The organism is Salirhabdus salicampi (genome assembly GCF_024259515.1).
In the GTDB taxonomy this organism is placed as follows: Bacteria; Bacillota; Bacilli; order Bacillales; family Alkalibacillaceae; genus Salirhabdus_A; species Salirhabdus_A salicampi.
In genome coordinates this window covers 787891-801367 of sequence record NZ_JANBWE010000001.1, presented here as the reverse complement: position 1 = coordinate 801367, position 13477 = coordinate 787891, and the positions used below count along the sequence as shown (strand labels likewise).

Annotated in this window: 19 protein-coding genes; 8 read left to right on the top strand and 11 right to left on the bottom strand. The window is 37.1% G+C overall.

Going from position 1 to position 13477, the window contains the following annotated elements; genetic code table 11:
• Window positions 1-389: 389 nt before the first annotated feature.
• A complete protein-coding gene (gene fadH / locus NLW78_RS04190; protein ID WP_254495730.1) occupies window positions 390-1157 on the bottom strand; it encodes a 2,4-dienoyl-CoA reductase in 768 nt (255 codons plus the stop codon).
• A gap of 158 nt (window positions 1158-1315) precedes the next feature.
• Between fadH and NLW78_RS04185 the strand changes: the two genes are divergently transcribed.
• The 3 genes from NLW78_RS04185 to NLW78_RS04175 all read left to right on the top strand — a co-directional run bounded on the left by NLW78_RS04185 (window position 1316) and on the right by NLW78_RS04175 (window position 3456).
• Window positions 1316-2197 carry a metallophosphoesterase gene (locus NLW78_RS04185; protein WP_254495729.1) on the top strand — a complete coding sequence of 294 codons (882 nt, stop codon included), beginning with the start codon at window positions 1316-1318 and terminating at the stop codon, window positions 2195-2197.
• A 152-nt stretch (window positions 2198-2349) separates the two neighbouring features.
• The gene (locus NLW78_RS04180; RefSeq protein WP_254495728.1) at window positions 2350-2940 is read left to right on the top strand and encodes an SCO family protein; all 591 of its coding nucleotides are present in this window, start codon (window positions 2350-2352) and stop codon (window positions 2938-2940) included.
• A 42-nt stretch (window positions 2941-2982) separates the two neighbouring features.
• The gene (locus NLW78_RS04175) at window positions 2983-3456 is read left to right on the top strand and encodes a YkyB family protein (protein WP_254495727.1); all 474 of its coding nucleotides are present in this window, start codon (window positions 2983-2985) and stop codon (window positions 3454-3456) included.
• Window positions 3457-3499: 43 nt separating this feature from the next.
• Here NLW78_RS04175 and NLW78_RS04170 read toward each other — a convergent pair whose 3' ends face one another.
• Together NLW78_RS04170 and NLW78_RS04165 are read right to left on the bottom strand one after the other, a co-directional pair.
• Complete coding sequence (locus NLW78_RS04170; RefSeq protein WP_437181942.1) at window positions 3500-3733, bottom strand: hypothetical protein; 234 nt, start codon at window positions 3731-3733, stop codon at window positions 3500-3502.
• Between the two features lie 103 nt (window positions 3734-3836).
• Complete coding sequence (locus NLW78_RS04165) at window positions 3837-4238, bottom strand: hypothetical protein (RefSeq protein WP_254495726.1); 402 nt, start codon at window positions 4236-4238, stop codon at window positions 3837-3839.
• 168 nt (window positions 4239-4406) lie between these two features.
• Between NLW78_RS04165 and NLW78_RS04160 the strand changes: the two genes are divergently transcribed.
• Both NLW78_RS04160 and NLW78_RS04155 read left to right on the top strand, forming a co-directional pair.
• A complete protein-coding gene (locus NLW78_RS04160) occupies window positions 4407-5138 on the top strand; it encodes a ZIP family metal transporter (RefSeq protein ID WP_254495725.1) in 732 nt (243 codons plus the stop codon).
• 105 nt (window positions 5139-5243) lie between these two features.
• A complete protein-coding gene (locus NLW78_RS04155) occupies window positions 5244-6407 on the top strand; it encodes an aminotransferase A (RefSeq protein ID WP_254495724.1) in 1164 nt (387 codons plus the stop codon).
• Between the two features lie 49 nt (window positions 6408-6456).
• Here NLW78_RS04155 and NLW78_RS04150 read toward each other — a convergent pair whose 3' ends face one another.
• Both NLW78_RS04150 and NLW78_RS04145 read right to left on the bottom strand, forming a co-directional pair.
• Complete coding sequence (locus tag NLW78_RS04150) at window positions 6457-6633, bottom strand: Spo0E family sporulation regulatory protein-aspartic acid phosphatase (RefSeq protein WP_254495723.1); 177 nt, start codon at window positions 6631-6633, stop codon at window positions 6457-6459.
• A 38-nt stretch (window positions 6634-6671) separates the two neighbouring features.
• Window positions 6672-6869, bottom strand: coding sequence for an aspartyl-phosphate phosphatase Spo0E family protein (locus NLW78_RS04145; RefSeq protein WP_254495722.1), 198 nt, complete (start codon window positions 6867-6869; stop codon window positions 6672-6674).
• A 434-nt stretch (window positions 6870-7303) separates the two neighbouring features.
• Between NLW78_RS04145 and lepB the strand changes: the two genes are divergently transcribed.
• Complete coding sequence (gene lepB / locus NLW78_RS04140) at window positions 7304-7765, top strand: signal peptidase I (protein WP_254496088.1); 462 nt, start codon at window positions 7304-7306, stop codon at window positions 7763-7765.
• Window positions 7766-7811: 46 nt separating this feature from the next.
• On the opposite strand, the gene NLW78_RS04135 is transcribed toward lepB, so the two are convergent.
• The 3 genes from NLW78_RS04135 to NLW78_RS04125 are packed head-to-tail and all read right to left on the bottom strand — an operon-like array spanning window position 7812 to window position 8471.
• A complete protein-coding gene (locus NLW78_RS04135) occupies window positions 7812-7949 on the bottom strand; it encodes a YvrJ family protein (RefSeq protein ID WP_254495721.1) in 138 nt (45 codons plus the stop codon).
• Between the two features lie 49 nt (window positions 7950-7998).
• A complete protein-coding gene (locus tag NLW78_RS04130) occupies window positions 7999-8217 on the bottom strand; it encodes a DUF2922 domain-containing protein (protein ID WP_254495720.1) in 219 nt (72 codons plus the stop codon).
• A 32-nt stretch (window positions 8218-8249) separates the two neighbouring features.
• Complete coding sequence (locus tag NLW78_RS04125) at window positions 8250-8471, bottom strand: DUF1659 domain-containing protein (protein WP_254495719.1); 222 nt, start codon at window positions 8469-8471, stop codon at window positions 8250-8252.
• 457 nt (window positions 8472-8928) lie between these two features.
• Between NLW78_RS04125 and NLW78_RS04120 the strand changes: the two genes are divergently transcribed.
• On the top strand, window positions 8929-10107 hold the full coding sequence (locus tag NLW78_RS04120; RefSeq protein WP_254495718.1) for a PHD finger domain-containing protein: 1179 nt from the start codon (window positions 8929-8931) through the stop codon (window positions 10105-10107).
• A gap of 29 nt (window positions 10108-10136) precedes the next feature.
• A complete protein-coding gene (locus tag NLW78_RS04115; RefSeq protein ID WP_254495717.1) occupies window positions 10137-11324 on the top strand; it encodes a S1C family serine protease in 1188 nt (395 codons plus the stop codon).
• Window positions 11325-11356: 32 nt separating this feature from the next.
• On the opposite strand, the gene NLW78_RS04110 is transcribed toward NLW78_RS04115, so the two are convergent.
• The 3 genes from NLW78_RS04110 to NLW78_RS04100 all read right to left on the bottom strand — a co-directional run bounded on the left by NLW78_RS04110 (window position 11357) and on the right by NLW78_RS04100 (window position 13391).
• A complete protein-coding gene (locus tag NLW78_RS04110) occupies window positions 11357-11878 on the bottom strand; it encodes a hypothetical protein (RefSeq protein ID WP_254495716.1) in 522 nt (173 codons plus the stop codon).
• 330 nt (window positions 11879-12208) lie between these two features.
• Window positions 12209-12634 carry an OsmC family protein gene (locus NLW78_RS04105; RefSeq protein ID WP_254495715.1) on the bottom strand — a complete coding sequence of 142 codons (426 nt, stop codon included), beginning with the start codon at window positions 12632-12634 and terminating at the stop codon, window positions 12209-12211.
• A 160-nt stretch (window positions 12635-12794) separates the two neighbouring features.
• The gene (locus NLW78_RS04100) at window positions 12795-13391 is read right to left on the bottom strand and encodes an SCO family protein (protein ID WP_254495714.1); all 597 of its coding nucleotides are present in this window, start codon (window positions 13389-13391) and stop codon (window positions 12795-12797) included.
• Window positions 13392-13477 lie beyond the last annotated feature (86 nt).

The window sequence follows — 13477 nt, the reverse complement described above, 5'->3', positions numbered from 1 at the left end:
ATCGCCCCACTATCAATCAACGGGGCGAATCCATTTTTATGACACATGCTATTTTGAACATCAAGAAAAAATTCCCCACTCATTCATGCTATAGGTACCTGCTTGAAACATATTTACACTTATATTATTTTCGGTATCAATTTATAACCTTTTTGTTGTTTTAATATATGGGTTTGCGAAGTTCATTATGTTTCTCTCCATACAATTGTCCACAGATCCCTCCATGGACGTTAGACTAACGCGTTTCTCGTTTGGGAACTTTTTTAAAAAGAACACTGTTGAATCCGTCTTATATATGCGGGGATTTATGTATCGTTATGCAGGCAGGTTATCGGGAACTGTTATTCATTTTTCCAATCCTGTTTTACTTCGTAAAGAAGTACTTACGCTTAAAATGGATATTCATTTAACCATTGACCTCCGTCTAAAGTTACGACTTCCCCATTCATATAAGATGCTTCGTTGGAAAGAATAAAGTTGGCCAAGCTTGCAACCTCCTCAGGTTGACCGAGACGTTGTAGTGGGACTGAACCGACCGTTCTTTTTGCTGCTTCCTCAGATTCCCATAACCGCTCGGCCCCTCCTGTTCGATCTATTGGACCAGGTGCAATGGCATTCACCCGTATCCCATATTTTCTCCCCCACTCAACCGCTAATGTTCGGGTTAAAGATAAAACACCCGCTTTGGCCGCGGCCGAATGAGCGACTCCTACACCAGCATTCCAAGCATACGTTGCAACCATGTTTAAGATGGAGCCTTTGATTTTATGTTTAATCCAATATTTTCCTACTTCTCGACTACAATAAAAGGTTCCATTTAATACGATGTCTACGACAGCCTTCCAGCCATTAACTGACAAATTTTCAGTCGGAACGATAAAGTTACCAGCTGCATTGTTGACTAAACTGTCGATTCTCCCAAATGTATCGACTGTCTCCCTGACCATCCGCTGAACATCTTCATAACTTCGTACATCCATCGTTATGGAAAGTACGTTACCACCAGTTTGCTGTTGCAGTTCCTCTCTTGCCTTTTCTAGCTTCTTTTCATCACGACCAGTTATAACAACTTGACGACCTTCTTGTAGAAATCGATCCGCCATGAATTTTCCCATTCCGCTTGATCCACCAGTTACGATCACAACACTGTTCTTCACTTTCTCCTCACCCCTTCTTAAAACCAGTTACCATTCTATTCCATATCACACAAAAAAATCCCTTCCCTCCTTCACTTAGAAAAAAGTTCAATTATATATATGGCGTGTTATAATGGGATACGCATATGACAGGAGAAACGAAGGATGGAAGATGACAAATGGTTGAGAAGAACACGCTCACTAGGCGCTCTTTTATAAAACGTATGACAACCAGCTTATTCGGACTTTTTGGTATTGGCGGAGGCACCTATTACTACGCAAAACATTTGGAGCCTGCAATGATACATATACAGCGGGATAGCATTCAATCTGATAGCATCCCCGCTGATTTTCATAATGTGAAAATTGTTCAATTTGGAGACACACATATTGGATTTCATTATGATATTGACCAGCTTGAACATTTGGTGAAAGAAATAAATGCAGAAAAACCGCATATTGTTTTGTTCTCGGGAGACCTTGTAGACAATCCTATGCAACTACTGCATAGTGAGTTTCGACGAATTGTGAATGTCCTAACTAAAATTAGTGGTCCCTACGGAAAATTTTGGATATATGGAAACCACGATCATGGTGGCTACGGAACTGAAACAATTGCTAAATTAATGGAAGAAAGCGACTTTCAACTATTACAAAATGAATCGTCGGAAATACAAATCGGAAACAGTAAAATCAACATAGCTGGATTAGACGATGTCATCTTAGGCAAACCCGATTTGAATAAAACATTTGCAGATATAAATCTTAATACCTTTACACTTTTATTATGTCACGAACCAGATTATGCAGATCATACTGTTCAACATCCAATTGACTTACAGTTATCTGGTCATAGCCATGGTGGTCAAGTACGAATTCCGTTTTATGGTCATTTATATTCCCCACCTTTTGCAAGGAAGTACGTGGATCGCCAATATACAATCGGTCAATATCCGCTGCAACTATTTATCACAAGAGGTGTTGGTACAACCCGATTACCATATCGGTTCCTATGTAAACCCGAGTTTAATGTTTATACGTTACAATCTAACCAAAGCTAAATTACAGTTTAGGTAGAGAGGCCACTATGATCTCTACCTTTTATAATATGGTTTATGTATAATGAGTAATAAAATTGTCAAATAATCTGAAAACCACCCTTCATCAACGTGGTAAAATAGGCGTAGAAAGATATATAGGAGGTCTTTTTGGAATGAAAACAGTGTTTAAGCTACTTGCATTTAGTTTTATACTTATATTAGCAGCGTGCGGTGAGAATAGCACAAAATCTTATGAAGGTGATTTTTCCTACAAAATCAACTCATTTTCATACATCAACCAAGATAAAAAAGAGGTTTCATTAGAAGATTTAGAGGGTAACTTTTGGGTAGCGAACTTCATTTTTACTAACTGTGACACCATCTGTCCACCTATGACAGGTCATATGGCTAGACTACAGCAACAAATCATTGAAGAAGATTTGCATGATGAAGTTTCATTCGTATCGTTTTCTGTTGACCCTGAGGTAGATGATCCGGACACATTAAAAGAATTTGCTGACCAATACAATCCAGATTATTCAAATTGGCATTTCTTAACAGGATACAGCCAAGAGGAAATTGAGAGTTTCGCCGCTGACTCCTTCAAAACATTAGTCTCAAAGGTAGACGGACATGATCAAGTCAATCACGGCACTAGCTTTTTTATCGTCACCCCTGATGGTAAGGCAATTAAGCGTTATAAGGGTACCGACGCATCATCTATGCAAACATTAATGGCAGATCTAAAAGATTACTTACAATAAATAACGGGAGGCTTATCTCCCGATCATCAAAGGAGAATACTCATGACGAAAGGAAAAAAACCTTCCCCGCAACAAATTGCTGAAGCTTTATCTGTTGTCAACCGACACGCTAAAGCAGCTCCTGATCCCCGGCACTTATATGACCTAAAAAAGAATGCTATACAAAAACTTTTAGAAGAACATAAAGCTGAAAAGGTTGGACTCCATTATTCAAACCATCCGAAGTTTAGCCAACAACACTCCACTCTTCTCATCCAAGTTGGAGATTATTCTTTTCATATTCCTCCTTCAAAAGAAGATATGAAAAGTGTTCAACACTTAGGGCATATTGACGGATCATATCGCAACCCGAAACCGCAGCTATCTTTAAAGCGAGCAAAACTCGTTTTATACGATTATCTAGGATGGGAGAAACCATTGCGGAAACATCAGCGGACAACCTCTACGATCCAACCATTCGGCTCAACACGACGTCCACGCCTTCAAATGAGAGATAAATATGGTCGCTTCTTATAAAAAACCTCACAAAAGTGAGGTTTTTGTTATTTCAAACAATAACTTAGTCATTTCGAATGATAAGGTATATAATGAGACCAATGACAGGAAAAAACAACGTCCCAATTAAGACAACAATCGCATATTCTTTACTGTTCCCTTTTTTGATTGCATCTTTATATGCCCAAATACTTGTAATAATGTTTAATACGATGAGTACAAGACCAAAAAGTAAAATATATATAAGAAACGCACTTAATGCACCAAAAACAGAAAGCATACTTCCCTCCATCATCATCAAATTTCCCCCTTACGTTAATTGCAGTATTCATAATTATTTTACCATAATTGAATTTGCATGCTGGGAAATTTCATATAGGAAATATACCTTCCAACTGACATCACATGTTCTTATGGGGTTGATATGTATTTCGTTTTTGACGGCTTTTCAAATATTTAATGAGTGATGAAATCAAGTGTGTTAACCCTAATAGTAAACCAAAAGCTAATACTGACAATAGTCCACTCGTCATATCAGAAAATTGCATCACTCCGGTATTATGAACTCCCTGATACAATTCCAAAAAAGTCATCCCTAATAACATAATGATTCCACAAATCCAGTATGTAAGCACTTTGCCCCAATTCACGTGCATTAACCAACGAATAACCGGATGTAATAAGTAATATAAGAAAATAATCGAAAAAAGTCCGATGACAAAATGCACCATATCAGCCGTAATACCTAAGGGACCAAGTTTACCTGTATCGATAAACCATCCTAATACCTCTGAATTAGCCATAGAACAAACCTCCTTCCACATATTACTAATATGGTCGGCATTTTTGTTCTTTTTTAAACCTTTTTTAAAAAATACAAGTTGAATGCATCGCAAAATTGAAATTTTACCGTATAATCATGTAATGTAGACTTTTATTACAAAATGATTTAACGACAAAGGTGATGCAGAATGACATCAGTTTTACTCGGAAGTACATTGTCAGCCCTTGCAACAGGGTTGGGTGCACTGCCAATTTTATTTATGAAAAATGTTACGCATAAATGGCGTGATATTTTACTGGCTTTCGCTGCAGGAATTATGATGGCAGCTTCTTTGTTAAGTTTAATACCTGAATCATTAGCATCAGGAAACTTTATACAACTTGCAATTGGAATATTTTTAGGTGTACTTGTCCTTACGATATTAGAAACAAACATGCCTCATATACATGTGGAAGATGCTTCGAAAAAAATTGAAATTGATCAAAAAGCAATGCTTGTTGTAGCAGCTATTACGCTCCATAACATTCCGGAAGGATTATCTGTCGGAGTCAGTTATGCAGGAGGAGAAGAACAGCTAGGGAATTTAGTTGCCTTGGCGATAGGCTTACAAAATGCCCCAGAAGGGTTTCTAGTTGCCCTTTTCCTAGTAAATCAAAACATTAATCGCTTTGTCGCCCTTGGTATTGCCACGTTAACAGGTGCAATTGAAGTCGTAACCGCACTCGGTGGATTTGCGCTAACAAATATTTTTGCTTCACTAGTGCCTTACGGATTGGCCTTTGCAGCAGGAGCTATGTTATTTATTATTTATAAAGAATTAATTCCCGAAAGTCATGGGGATGGATATGAACGGCAGGCGACATATTCGTTTATTGTCGGGATTTTGTTTATGGTATTATTGATTCACTATTTTGAATAATCCACTTGATCTATTCAAGTGGATTTCTTTTTTGTTTTCTTTTGCTACAATAGGAACATCAGATGGTGGAATATCATGAATTGAAACAAATTATGGAGGGTAACGATGGAACATCTACTAAATAGTAACGTTAAAAACATCGAAATATCTGGAATTCGTAAATTTTTTAATTTAGTGGCTGGGAAACAGGATGTTATTTCTTTAACGATTGGACAACCTGACTTCCATACACCGAACCACGTCAAAGAAGCTGGCAAGAAGGCAATTGATGAAAACTTTACAACATACACACACAATGCTGGAATGCTGCCGTTAAGAAAAGCGATTAGCCAGTTTGTAGCCGAAAAATATAACCTTATATACGATCCAAACGACGAAATTATCACAACCGTTGGCGCTTCACAAGGTATTGATATTACCTTCCGTACCCTATTAACACCTGGTGACGAAGTAATTTTACCTGCACCGATTTATCCTGCATATGAACCGTTAATCCGTTTAGCAGGTGCGAAACCCGTTTTTATAGATACGTCGAAAACGGAATTTAAACTTACTGTTCAACAGTTACAAGAATATGTAAATGAACGGACAAAATGTATTGTCCTTCCCTATCCTTCGAATCCTACCGGGGTTCGGTTAACAGATGCTGAATTACATGACATAGCGCAGTATGTAAAAGGGAAAGATCTATTTATTATGGCCGACGAAATTTATAGCGAATTAACTTACGGTCGCTCCCATAAATCAATCGCAACATTTGAAGAAGTCAGATCGCAAACAATCGTAATACAAGGCGTATCGAAATCTCACTCCATGACGGGGTGGCGCATTGGCTACGTATTAGCACCTAAAAATATTGCAAAGCATATGTTAAAGGTTCATCAGTATAATGTTTCCTGCCCAACGTCAATTAGCCAAAGAGCAGCGTTAGAAGCTTTAACAAATGGGAAAGATGATCCTATTCAAATGCGTGATACATACGAACAACGATTAAACTATGTATATGATCGATTAGTAAATATGGGGCTTGAAACAATTAAGCCAGAAGGTGCTTTTTATTTATTTCCGAAGTTTCCAATTCAGAATTGTACATCCTTTGATTTAGGAGTAAGGTTAGTTGAAGATGCAGGAGTTGCATTGGTACCTGGGGATGCCTTTTCCCATTATGGAAATGGATATATGAGGTTATCATATGCTTATAGTATGGACACATTAAAAGAAGGATTAGATCGAATTGAACTATATTTGTCAAAAGAAGATAACGTTTAAACACAAAAAGCAGCGTTTTTTTCCGCTGCTTTGTTTTTTTTCCAAATATCTAATTATGCTTGTTGCGTTCCAAAAGTTGATATCGATTTAATAATTGATCAAGTTCTTGGCTCATCTGAACCGACTCATCGTTGGAAAACCCTTTTTTTGTGGCTACTTCCATTAGTTGGCGCCGAAGTAATTCGATTTCAATTAAGAGACTTTCCAAACTTTGGCTAGACGCCACTCAGTTCCCCTCCTAATCATGGACTTGCAAGTACTTTCTCAATGTGTTGCTTTTTTTTCTTCTAATTTACTTTTCAAGTACAAAGCAATCAAGTCGTCTAGTTCTCTACTAACTTTTAGCGTATGGGAACTTTCTAAGCCATAACACCCCGCCGTTTTGACCATAATTTTTCTTTTTCTGCTAATTTCTTCCTTTAGTGCACTTAAGCTTATAGCTGTATTCTGTGACCTTCTCATATTCCCCAATCTCCCTATCTTTTCTTTTTCCAGTTTTTCAAAACACGCTTTTGATTATGACAAATGGACTATGAAAAGTAAATAGAATCGCAAAATAAGACAAAATTTTTCGAAAAATGTGTGAAAATTGGTGATTCCCTGTACTAAAGGGCTATTTTTCGACATACATTTTGTCGTTTCGTGGCATCGAATCTATTAGGGATGATAGAATCAGTCACCTAAGTGCGTTCATATTTCCTGTATACCCTCATTCTCCTTTTAATAAACAATGTCATGACAACAAAACTTACAGTAAAATGTTTAAATTTTGGACAGTTAAGGTAATATTTTAATGTATGTTTGTGGTACGATAGTATATGTACGTTTCAAGAAAGGACGGGTAAAACTTGTTAAGGGAAATATGGGAATGGGGAAAAGCCATCATCATTGCATTAATGCTCGCCTTCGTTATAAGGTCTTTTTTGTTTGCCACTTCTGTAGTGGAAGGTGCAAGTATGTATCCAACATTGGAGAATGGTGAACGTGTTATTTTTAACAAGGCAGTTTACCTTGTGTCAGAACCTGACCGTGGAGATATTGTCATTATTCAACGACCTACGAAAAACTACGTAAAACGAGTTATCGGTTTACCAAATGATACAATTGAAATTCGAGATCATGTACTCTACATAAATGGTGAGCCTGACGAGCAATTATACCTAGGTGAAGAAGAGATTCAAGCAACAGCCGACTATGGACCAGTGGATGTACCTCCAGAGAATTATTTTGTGATGGGGGACAACCGATCCATCAGTAAAGACAGCCGTAATGGTCTTGGATTTATTGAAGAAAGTGAAATTATCGGTAGATCGGAAATAGTCATTTACCCGTTTCACGAGTTTGGTTGGACGCGTTAAAAAAAGAATAGTGAAAAAGCGGATTGAGACTAAATCAATCCGCTTTTTACTGTCTTATCTTTTCGGGTAAAAGGTGGATGGATTCAATTAAAACGTCTAGTTTCCCCTCAATACGGTGTAACAAATAAAAGGTTACCATGACAGGAAACCCTACCTCAGGTATCCATCGAACCCAGTCTCCCATTATATCTCCTCCTATTAGTTAAGGGGAGCTTGTCCCGCTCCCCTTGTCATTATGAAAGCTCAATTTCATATACATTTCGTTCTACAATACGTGCTCCACTCTTCTCAATAAGATCACCGCCTGATGACGTAAACGTATTTTGAGCAATGAGTTCATCCATTGCCTGATTGACTAAATCAGGGTCTGCCGGGTCTACTGGGTTATCGAGTGTAACAGTAACGGTTCTCCCCTCTTCGTTTAAAAAACGTAATTCCAATCTTTTCGACATCTTCTTTCCCCTCTCTTACATGACGAATCGGATTACTGACTAATAATTACTGATGAGTCGTTCCGTTCAACTCGGTACAGTGAATATTGTTGTAGTGGCTCTAATGCGACAGCAATTGCATGAAGTTGGTCGGGAGTTGATTCTGGTTTAATGTTACGGAAGGTTTTTGTCCTTAATATTTGATTTCCGTTGTCATCAAGCCCTTCGTCAAATATTAACTGTAATTGGGAACGGACTTTCTCTTCTACAGCCAATATTCATCACCTCCTTCACTTATAAAATCGGTGAAGGTTTGTACAGCGTGTCTATAAATTGGAAAGTTTAATCAAATGAAATTATGCACGAATTACAGTAAAATAGAAGTAAGGTTCGTCGGACTGTGAATCAATCATAAAAAAATCCCAACGCCTATGTAGCGTGGGATTTTACAATTCCATGTTAAGCATGGTCAAATATACAAAAACCAATATTTACTAGTAAAATAATGACTCCAATAATCCCTAACGCCGTTTCGACCAAGTTTCACACCTCCTATTGTTTAGTAACCTAATGTTATTGTACCAAAAAATGTAGGAACAAATAATCAATTTAAACACTTTTCAAATTTTCTGTCGAAATGGTATTCCAAACTAGTTCGCCTATGTTAAAATCTAGTATGAAACGATACAACTTACAAATCCTTACATTTAAAAAGAAATCAGGTGAGAAGTGATGGCACACTGCCCATATTGTAGTACAGAAGTGAATAATGACGAACAATATTGTATTAAATGTGGACGAGAACTGCCTACTGACCTAGAAGAACGACTGCGTCAAAAAAGAGAAGAACGTGCATCAACATCATTCTTCCATAAATGGTGGCTCTTACCAATCGGAGCTCTTTTCCTTGCAGTACTGCTATTTACCGGAACTTATTTTTACCTTGATGCCCAAACATCAAAAGCAAAAGAACTGTATGAAAATGGAGCTTTATTAGCTGTTGAAGGTCATTACTCTGATGCAAAAGAACTGTTCGAACAAGCAATGGAGGTAAAAGGTAACTTCTCCGAGGCACAGGATACGGCCAAATTTATGGATATCGCCATTAACATTCAACAACAATTAACTTCTGCGAAAAAGCTAATGGACGAAGGCGCTTATCAACAAGCCGTTGACATAACAAAGCAAGCCGAAAATAAATTAAAACATTACAATGGACAAGTGGTTAGCTTATTACTAGAAGATATCTTAGCAACAAGAAATGAAGTGAAAACAGCTGAGGTAGAGAAGCAATTGGTCGATAAGCCAACCATAGAAGATTTAAAACTTTTATTGTGGCAAGTCGAATCGATTCAAAGCGAAAAGGCTCAAGAATTAGCATCTGAAATACGCAAACGCCTCGTTGACCACACCTATTCGTCTGCCAACGAACTACTTAAGGTAAAGCAGTTTAACACGGCACTCGGTGTGGTAAAGGATGGGTTAAAATATGCACCGGATAATGAAAAATTAACAAGTATGAAAACAACGATTGAAAAAGAAAAAGTCGCTTTTGAAACTGAACAACGGAAACGAATTGAGCAAGCTATGAATGCAGCTGAACAAGAATATGAACGAAATAAAAATGATGCAATTGAGATTATTTCCATAGAAACACAATTAGAAGAATACGGTGGTTTAGTTGTTAGAGGCATTATCGAAAGTGTAGCAACGGTTCCCATTTATTCAGTCTCAGTTTCTTATAAACTATTAAATGAAGACAAAGAAGTTATGGAAGAAAATGAAGTATATTTATATCCAGAAACATTATATCCGAACGAAATAGGACAGTTTGAAATTAATCATTTTGATATTGAGGAAGAACTTACAGCCGAGATTGAAACGGTTAAGTGGTTCTTAGATTCTCAATAATTACTCTCCGAAAAAATTGGAGTGAGAGCATGGACAAACATCAATTAAAATGGCCATTATTAGCAACTGGAATTATTTTATTTATAGTAGTTATGGTAATCTCTTCATATTGGCAAACATGGGTACAACAAAGTGTACCTGTTAGCAATGACATTGCGGAACTCGTAAGCGATTCTTCATCAGAACCAGATACGAAGGACTTAAAAACAATTATTCACGAATCACAAAAGTTCGTCGTCCAAATTGAGGCTGAAGGTGAAAGCGGGCAAAGTATTGGATCTGGTTTTATTTATAACAACCAAGGCGATATTATTACGAATGCCCATGTCGTTCAAGGAGCTGATTCCATATACGTAAAAACGTCAGATGCGCGAACATACCCTGCTGCATTAATTGGCATAGGAACGGAGGAAGACGTAGCACTTATCCGTGTTCCCCAATTAATCGACCGAAGTCCGAATTCTGTAAATCCAGACTTCGAAGCAGATATTGGTGATGAAATTATTGCTGTTGGAAGCCCTCTTGGCTTTCAAAATACGGTAACAGTTGGCATTATTTCTGGTAAAAACAGAAGTTTTTCCATACAAGGCTATGATTACAATAATGCCTATCAAATCTCTGCCTCAATTACTAACGGAAACAGTGGCGGTCCGTTAATTCATCGACAAACAGGGCAAATTATCGCCATAAACTCAGCTGGAACGAAAGAAGGAACGATGGGGTTCAGTATTCCATTAAATAATGTATATGACCTAGTTCAAATGTGGACCGACCAAGCTGAAAATATGGATCTTGAATTTAATGTAGATTCATCGATATATGATAAAGTATCTCCAGAGCAACTGGAAGAAGAAGCGAAATATATTATTGATTATTTCTTTAAAAGCATTAATTTACGAGATTACTTCAATGCGTATGCTCTGTTAGGTAGTGATAGGCAAAATGAAACGAGCTACCAAGAGTTCCGGGAAAACTACATTCAAATTATGGAGATTAACAAGCAAATAGTAAATTACGAACTGTTATCAAATAATAGAATGAAATTTACAATTGAAGAAGATAGAAAAATGCGTGAACAAGGTCAAGGTGTTGTCACCGAGCATTATCAAAGTGAATTTACTGTTGGTTACGAAAACGATCAAATTAAAATATTACATGATACACAAACACTAATCTCAATTACAGAACATGAGTCAGAGCCAAACAGAGAAGAATAAAAGATCATCCCGGATTTTTCCGGGATGATCTTTTATTGTGAATTTATCTCAACTATCATGAATGGATCACGATCATGATCTGTTACGATGATTACATAAAACATTCCCTTTTTCGTCGTCAAATTTGATAACGTCTTCCATTTTTGATGTCCCATATAAAAATCTAATACAACATCTACACGTGGTGAAAGTTCAACACATTCCGTTTTTTGTTGATAATGAATGTTTTGTAACGAATCACCATAACGCGCCCGAATCGATATTTCGCCTAACGCAGGAGCCAAATGAATCACTTGCAGAACTGAATGATACGGAGAATACCGTTCATAAGGAATTTCTATTCCGACGAAGCAGAGTCCCTTTTTCCCATCGTAATATACACATAAGTGATCTTCCAGCAATTTAGACGGTATTTTAACATTACACTTCTCTTCCCTCTCTACGAATTTATCATCATGTACCGGTTCAAGTCGAACTCCATTATTCATGAGCACGGTTTTATTCGAACTGTTAACAAACATTTTATCCCCGCGGTTTACATACAATTGAGTCATTGTTTCATCTCATCCCTTTCATTCATATCATGTGTATGCACAACCTTTTTCAAAATATGAATAGAACGTTTCTTTTACATCTTTTCTCATTTGTTCTTTGATAAGATGAATGTAGAATCTGCTAAGGAGTAAAGCCATAAAGATACGAACATTTATTTCGATCACAACACTAATTTCTACATGCGATTTGGTATGCTTTTCTCCTTTATTCCTTGATGAATGAAAAAAGGAGATGCAATTAGCATGCTAATTGCACCTCCAAGCGCTATGTTATTTAATCTTTTCTCTGTCTCACACGAACCCGTTACGATTTGTAAGCGGGGGTTCTACCTATATTTGTTGACTTCCCTTTTTACCATTTAGAGAGTAACTAGCCGTGATATTGGCATTTAATGAATGGGAAACCGAACAATATTTATCTTTTGATAGCTGAATTGCTCTTACGACTTTATCCTCAGGCAAATCACCTTCAAGTCTGTAATGAATATGGATATTTGTAAATCGTTTCGGGTGGTCTCCGGCTCGTTCTCCATCAACTTCCATTTCAAATGAATCTGGCGTTAAGCGCATTTTTTTTAATATTGATATAATATCAATTCCGGTACACCCTGCCACCGCATTTAATAATAACTCCGTTGGTCGAGGGCCATTGTTTTGCCCCCCTACCTCTGCAGAAGCATCCATTTGTAAAGAATGACCCGATGGTGTTGTACTTGAAAAGCCCATATCTCCTGACCATTCGATTTTTGTTTGCATGTAATTCCCTACTTTCATATTTATTTCTTATCCTACTCATTACTGTAATCCATTTTTCATATATTATGAACCAATTTGCTTGCACTATTGCACTCATTTTTTTATTCCTGAACCTCCACCAGCCTTCTTATTCAGTTGTCATCTACCACATTAAATACAACTAAAATGTACGTTGTGCCAGTTCTTTTATATCTTTCATAATTTGATCCGTGTTCAACGGCTTCTCTGTTGTTGCCATATCATATATAGCGCGAATGTGATGATTAGGATCTACGAGGTAGACCGTCGTACTATGAGCGACAAATCCATCACTCGTTTTTTCATAAACCATTTGAAACTGTTTTGCAATATCCCTAGTTTGATTAGGTGTGGTTCGAACCCAATACCAACCGTTATCGTCATTTGTAAACGAACTCGCATAATGTTGAATTATAGATTTTGTATCGTGTTCCGGATCTAACGTAATGGAAACAAATTCCACTTGTTCCCCTAACATATCTTGTAACGGGTGTACCATATTTGCCATATACTTCATCGTAAGCGGACATACGTCCGGACATTTCGTATAGAAAAACGTAATTAATTTTATTTTTCCATTATCCAGTTCGTATGACTCGCCAAAGACATCTTCTAAAGTAAAAGGTTCTACCTCTCCGATGACAGTTAAATCGTCTTGTTTCGGCCATAGCCAATAAAGCAAACTAAAACTGATCGTGACTAAAAGTATTAAAATGAATCCCCATTTTTTACGATTCATACATAATCCCCCATATATTTTCCATTCGATAACAAAATCACTTGATATTACCATATGAAAATCACGAAAAATTGGGTGTGTGTTTG

Coding starts and splice junctions, on each gene's coding strand:
- NLW78_RS04130 (WP_254495720.1), bottom strand. CDS start 8,217: ATGTCGAAAAGATTGGAATTACGTTTTTTAAACGAAGAGGGGAGAACC.
- NLW78_RS04175 (WP_254495727.1), top strand. CDS start 2,983: ATGACGAAAGGAAAAAAACCTTCCCCGCAACAAATTGCTGAAGCTTTA.
- NLW78_RS04180 (WP_254495728.1), top strand. CDS start 2,350: ATGAAAACAGTGTTTAAGCTACTTGCATTTAGTTTTATACTTATATTA.
- NLW78_RS04115 (WP_254495717.1), top strand. CDS start 10,137: ATGGACAAACATCAATTAAAATGGCCATTATTAGCAACTGGAATTATT.
- NLW78_RS04165 (WP_254495726.1), bottom strand. CDS start 4,238: ATGGCTAATTCAGAGGTATTAGGATGGTTTATCGATACAGGTAAACTT.
- NLW78_RS04110 (WP_254495716.1), bottom strand. CDS start 11,878: ATGACTCAATTGTATGTAAACCGCGGGGATAAAATGTTTGTTAACAGT.
- NLW78_RS04155 (WP_254495724.1), top strand. CDS start 5,244: ATGGAACATCTACTAAATAGTAACGTTAAAAACATCGAAATATCTGGA.
- NLW78_RS04185 (WP_254495729.1), top strand. CDS start 1,316: ATGGTTGAGAAGAACACGCTCACTAGGCGCTCTTTTATAAAACGTATG.
- NLW78_RS04135 (WP_254495721.1), bottom strand. CDS start 7,949: ATGGGAGACTGGGTTCGATGGATACCTGAGGTAGGGTTTCCTGTCATG.
- NLW78_RS04170 (WP_437181942.1), bottom strand. CDS start 3,733: ATGATGATGGAGGGAAGTATGCTTTCTGTTTTTGGTGCATTAAGTGCG.
- NLW78_RS04145 (WP_254495722.1), bottom strand. CDS start 6,869: ATGAGAAGGTCACAGAATACAGCTATAAGCTTAAGTGCACTAAAGGAA.
- NLW78_RS04120 (WP_254495718.1), top strand. CDS start 8,929: ATGGCACACTGCCCATATTGTAGTACAGAAGTGAATAATGACGAACAA.
- NLW78_RS04105 (WP_254495715.1), bottom strand. CDS start 12,634: ATGCAAACAAAAATCGAATGGTCAGGAGATATGGGCTTTTCAAGTACA.
- lepB (WP_254496088.1), top strand. CDS start 7,304: ATGCTCGCCTTCGTTATAAGGTCTTTTTTGTTTGCCACTTCTGTAGTG.
- NLW78_RS04100 (WP_254495714.1), bottom strand. CDS start 13,391: ATGAATCGTAAAAAATGGGGATTCATTTTAATACTTTTAGTCACGATC.
- NLW78_RS04160 (WP_254495725.1), top strand. CDS start 4,407: ATGACATCAGTTTTACTCGGAAGTACATTGTCAGCCCTTGCAACAGGG.